Genomic DNA, 4,152 nt, shown 5'->3' on the forward strand with positions numbered 1-4,152 from the left:
TACCCACGAGGTAGGAGCCGACGAACCACGACACGACGGCCACCGGGACACCGACGAGCAGAACCGTACCGATGTCACCGCCCAGCAGTTCTGTTGCGGCGACCGGGCCGGGGTGTGGCGGGACGATCGCGTGCATAGCGGCGAACGCGCCCGCGGTGGGGAGTGCATAGAGCAGGATCGACCCGCCGAAGCGACGCGCGACGGTGTAGATGATGGGAAGGAAGACCACGAGGCCGGCGTCGAAGAAGATGGGGAAACCGAAGATGAGAGCGGCGACGCCGAGAGCCAATGGAGCTCGTTTGGCGCCGAACCGGTTGATCAGGGTGTCGGCCAATACTTGTGCGCCACCGGTGATTTCGAGCAGTCGCCCGACCATCACCCCCAGGGCCACCAACAGTGCCACCGATCCGAGGGTGGAGCTGAAGCTCGACAGCAGCGCGTCCGGCACCTCCGCCAGCGGAATGCCGGCTGCGACGGCAGTGACAGCACTGACGAGGACGAGTGAGACGAACGCGTGCAGTTTGACCTTCATGATGAGAAACAGCAGTACGGCAACCGCTGCTGCAGCGATCAAGAGTAGTGCCGTCGTTCCGTATGCCGGTTCGATCGGATCCATGAGTACCTCGTTCATTGCAGGAGATTTCGACCCTATCGGACATATGCATGGTCGCGTGGGGTTCCACTGCGTCGATCTCACGGCCTTGACCGCGCGAGTACCGTGCCTCGTATGAGTGATGCAGATCACCGAAGCGCCGAACTGCAGGAGCAAGCTCAGCGACAGGCCGCAGCGGCCAGAGTGAAGATGAAGCATCGTCGCGAGCAGCAAGATGGGGGATTGGGGGGATACGTTGCCGAGCGCGCGGGGGACTGGAGTCTGGACGACCAGAACACTGCTGCGATGGACAAACAGGCTCGCTTCTGGAGTGTTGTCACGGACCGGTGGTTCCGTATGGAGATCGACGGGTGGGAGAACATTCCCGATCCGCCGGTACTCGTAGTCGGGGTCCATTCCGGTGCGCCGTTCGTGTGGGACGCATGGACCGTCGGTGCACAGTGGTGGCGTCGTTTCGGAGCGTCACGCACGCTGCACGGAACAGCGCACGATGCGTTGATGGCTTTTCCCGTCATCGGGAAGGTGTTCAGGTCGATGGGGGTGTTGCCCGCGGCGCCGGATTCGATGTCGACGGCGTTGGCAGAGGGTCGGGACGTCATCGTCTGGCCGGGAGGTGAGGTCGACTCGCTACGGCCGTGGAGTGAACGCGACGTTGCCACGCTCGCCGGAAGGACGGGATTCGTCAAACTTGCTATCCGGATGGGTGTTCCGATCGTGCCGGTCGCGACCGTCGGTGGTGCCGATGCGATGCCGGTGCTCGTCCGCGGGGACACGCTGGCGAGGGTGTTGAGGCTCGACCGAATCGCACGACTCAAAGTGTTCCCGATCGCGTTGTCGCTGCCCTGGATCATCTCGCCCGCCGCACTGCCGCAGATACCGCTGCCGGCCAAGATCCGCACGCGATTCATGCCGCACGTCAGCGTCGATCACGATCCCTCGCTGTGCGAGGACGAGGACTACATCGAAGCGAAATACGAAGAGGTTCGGCGACAGATTCAAAGCGGGATGGACGACCTGGCCAGGAAGCGACGGTTTCCTATCTTCGGGTAGCTAAGCTCGACTCATGGATCGACCCGCGGTAATTCTGGAGAACGACGAGACCGTTTACGACTTCTACCTGCGTCATCAGCAGAACCGACAGGTCGCGAGGCTGGCCTATGCGGCCCTTGCCCGGCGGTTCAAGCCGCGGGTGAGCTATTCCGAAGGTGCGCGCGAGGAAATCCGCAGGCTGGTCTACGACGACACCCGACTGATCATCGCCGTCAATCACGTCTCCGAGACAGACCCCTACACCGTCGCTGCGGCAGCGTGGGCCAGCCCCTTGCGTCCGGCGATCGGTAGGACGCGAGTGTTGGCCAAGGACGAGTTGTTCCAGGAGCCCAAGCAGCGCAAGCGAATCGACATGATGGGCGGCATCCCGGTCTTCCGCGGCAAGAACCACGGGATGCGCGCGGTCAGCGCAGCGGGCAACAGGATGATGGATGTCAGCGCGGAACGTGTCCGACGCGGGGACGATCTTGCAGTGTTCCCGGAAGGTACGTGCAACCTGGTCGATCCGACGCAGATTCAACATGTCGGTAGCGGCATCGGCCACATCGCTGCACGGATTCGCAAGCTCGGCGTCGAGCCGGTTCTGATCTGTATGGGCTTGAGTTACGGTCCTTCGCAGAACCTGAAGTCCGCAAGCGTCTACATCGATCAACCGATCACCGAATTGCCGGACAAGCCGCTCCACATTGTCCGCACCGTGGCGGACGGAATGCAGAAAGCGCTCGACGGTGCAGTGGCCGCCTACTGAGCGGTAGCTCGGTGTTGGTAGAACAGATCAAGAGGTTCCCGTATTTCGCAACTTCAGGAGACACACGTGAGTGATGCAGTGAAGACCGCCGTAGTGACCGGAAGCGCACGAGGAATCGGCGCCGCCGTAGCCAAACGACTGGCCAAGGACGGATTCGGTGTCGCCGTCGTCGACCTCGACGAAGCCGCATGTGCCGATACCGTCGACGCCATCAAGTCTGCCGGCGGTCAGGCCGTCGCAATCGGCGCGAACGTGGCCGACGAGGAATCGGTGCAGACGGCGGTCGACCGTATCGCGTCCGAATTCGGTGCACCGACCGTGCTGATCAACAACGCGGGAATCACGCGAGACAACCTGCTGTTCAAGATGACCGTCCAGGATTGGGATTCCGTGCTCGGCGTGCATCTGCGCGGCTCGTTCCTGATGACCCGCGCGGTGCAGAAGCACATGATCGACGCCAAGTGGGGTCGGATCGTCAACTTGTCGAGCACGTCGGCTCTCGGAAACCGCGGGCAGGCGAACTACTCGGCGGCCAAGGCGGGCATGCAGGGATTCACGAAGACTCTCGCCATCGAACTCGGCAAGTTCGGCGTGACGGCCAATGCGATCGCCCCGGGGTTCATCGAGACCGAGATGACTGCCGCCACCGCGGAGCGTGTCGGCGTGCCGTTCGAGGACTTCAAAGCTGCTGCAGCGTCGCAGATTCCGGTCAATCGCGTCGGAAATCCGGATGACATCGCGCATCTCGCGTCGTTCTTCGTCAGCGAGGGTGCGGGCTTCATCTCAGGCCAGGTCGTCTACGCCGCGGGTGGCCCGAAGGATTGATACTGCTCCGCCTCGGGCATGGGTAGTCACGTTTCGACGGTGACTACCCATGCTCCGTTGTGGCAGACGCGGGGAGTTCAGGGCAGGATCGAGTCCACGTATCCGCCGTCGACCCGCAGGGCGCCACCCGTCGTCGCGGACGCCTGATCCGAGCTCAGGTACACGATCATGTTGCCTACCTCTTCGGGTTCGATGAGTCTGCCGATGAGCGACTGTGGGCGGTTCTCCTTCATGAACTTCGCCTGCGCCTCGTCCCACGGAAGATCGTCGCCGACGAGTTCTGCGACGAAGTCCTCGACGCCCCCGGTGTGCGTCGGGCCGACGATGACCGAGTTGACCGTGACACCGGTTCGCGCTGCAGCTTTCGCGAACCCGCGCGTGACCGCGAGCAGTGCGGTCTTGGTCATCCCGTAGTGAATCATCTCCTCGGGGATAACCACCGCGGAGTCGCTGCAGATGTTCTGGATTCGACCCCAACCGTTTTCGATCATTCCGGGCAAATAGGTGCGGATCAGTCTGATGGCCGAGAGGACGTTCACCTCGAAGTACCGACGCCACTCGTCGTCGTCGATTTCCAGTGCCGGTGCTGAGCCGAAAATGCCGAGGTTGTTCACGAGAATGTCGACGACGGGTACCCGCTCGGTCAGTCGCTCGACGCCCTCGGCGGTGGCAAGATCGGCCGCGACCCCGATGATCCGAGCGCCAGGAATGGTATCGACCAGGTGCTCTTCGGCTTTGTCGACGGTGGACTGCGAGCGACCGTTGACCACAACCCGCGCACCGGACCGCGCGAGCTGCGTCGCGATGGCGAGCCCGATGCCTTGCGTCGAGCCGGATACGAGTGCTGTGCGGCCGTTCAGATCGATGTTCATGAGCCTCTCCCTGCTCCGTCGGATGTGACTCCAGTGTGCCTGAA

5 protein-coding genes are annotated in these 4,152 nt (G+C 62.8%); 3 read left to right on the forward strand and 2 right to left on the reverse strand.

Annotation, left to right across the window (positions count from 1 at the left end; all coding sequences use genetic code 11):
• Positions 1-616 (reverse strand): GntP family permease (locus tag A2J03_RS07575; RefSeq protein WP_197480658.1); only part of this gene is annotated, 616 nt, incomplete at its 3' end.
• A gap of 111 nt (positions 617-727) precedes the next feature.
• Here A2J03_RS07575 and A2J03_RS07580 point away from each other — a divergent pair.
• The 3 genes from A2J03_RS07580 (at position 728) to fabG (ending at position 3,236) form a co-directional block, all read left to right on the forward strand.
• Positions 728-1,663, forward strand: a complete 936-nt coding sequence (locus A2J03_RS07580; protein WP_068371603.1) for a lysophospholipid acyltransferase family protein — start codon at positions 728-730, stop codon at positions 1,661-1,663.
• 13 nt (positions 1,664-1,676) lie between these two features.
• Positions 1,677-2,411, forward strand: a complete 735-nt coding sequence (locus A2J03_RS07585; protein ID WP_068371613.1) for a lysophospholipid acyltransferase family protein — start codon at positions 1,677-1,679, stop codon at positions 2,409-2,411.
• 66 nt (positions 2,412-2,477) lie between these two features.
• Complete coding sequence (fabG, locus tag A2J03_RS07590) at positions 2,478-3,236, forward strand: 3-oxoacyl-ACP reductase FabG (protein WP_068371616.1); 759 nt, start codon at positions 2,478-2,480, stop codon at positions 3,234-3,236.
• A 77-nt stretch (positions 3,237-3,313) separates the two neighbouring features.
• Here the strand turns inward: fabG and A2J03_RS07595 are convergent, their stop codons facing one another.
• Positions 3,314-4,108 (reverse strand): SDR family NAD(P)-dependent oxidoreductase, encoded by a 795-nt coding sequence (locus tag A2J03_RS07595; protein WP_068371619.1) that lies wholly within the window; start codon positions 4,106-4,108, stop codon positions 3,314-3,316.
• Positions 4,109-4,152 lie beyond the last annotated feature (44 nt).

Source organism: Rhodococcus sp. EPR-157 (assembly GCF_001647195.1).
Classification (GTDB): domain Bacteria; phylum Actinomycetota; class Actinomycetes; order Mycobacteriales; family Mycobacteriaceae; genus Rhodococcoides.

Coding starts and splice junctions, on each gene's coding strand:
- A2J03_RS07580 (WP_068371603.1), top strand. CDS start 728: ATGAGTGATGCAGATCACCGAAGCGCCGAACTGCAGGAGCAAGCTCAG.
- A2J03_RS07585 (WP_068371613.1), top strand. CDS start 1,677: ATGGATCGACCCGCGGTAATTCTGGAGAACGACGAGACCGTTTACGAC.
- A2J03_RS07595 (WP_068371619.1), bottom strand. CDS start 4,108: ATGAACATCGATCTGAACGGCCGCACAGCACTCGTATCCGGCTCGACG.